The sequence below is a fragment of the Vibrio sp. 1978 genome (assembly GCF_033344345.1).
The window spans coordinates 1-518 of record NZ_JAWPOP010001024.1 but is presented as its reverse complement, the minus strand read 5'-3'; the positions used below and the strand labels follow the sequence as shown (position 1 = coordinate 518).

General features: G+C 45.6%; 1 protein-coding gene and 1 pseudogene. One reads left to right on the top strand and one right to left on the bottom strand.

Features of this window, described 5'->3' with window-relative positions; genetic code table 11:
- Nucleotides 1-272, top strand: a 272-nt coding sequence (locus tag R8N49_RS30455) for a response regulator transcription factor (RefSeq protein WP_318190867.1), incomplete at its 5' end; no start/stop codon positions are given.
- A gap of 37 nt (nucleotides 273-309) precedes the next feature.
- Here R8N49_RS30455 and cosR read toward each other — a convergent pair.
- Nucleotides 310-518, bottom strand: a pseudogene (gene cosR / locus R8N49_RS30450) (MarR family transcriptional regulator CosR); the annotation flags it as partial.

The following is a 518-nucleotide window of genomic DNA, read 5'->3' as shown; positions in this document are numbered from 1 at the left end:
AAGGTTCAACCTATTTTTGCGAGTCCGTAACTCAGACACTCTTTACGCAAGAAATCAAACCTGCCCATCACAAACCCAATCCGCTTAGTCGACGAGAAGAGGCGGTCTTGAGGTTGGTGGCACAAGGCAATAGCAGTAAGAAAATCGCGACGTTACTCAATATCAGCTATCGAACAGTAGAAACGCATCGTCACAACATCAAACATAAATTAGATCTGCATTCGACAGCGGAATTAGCCAAATACGCATTTGAAACGGGGCTGACGGAATAAAAAAGTGCCCGTTTAATACGAGCACTTAAAGAGGTGATTATTCTGGTTTGGTGATGCTGCCGATTTCTAGAAGAGGCGCTACATCGATGTCTTCTGCGTTCATCATGGTGGAGATGCGCTGGACAGAAGAAAGCAGCAATGTTTGTTCCCACTCTTCCAATTTTTGGAATCGATTGATGAAGTGTTCTTGCAGCGGAGTTGGCGCTTGTCTCAGAGCTTCTTCGCCCTTCTCGGTAAGTACCGCAT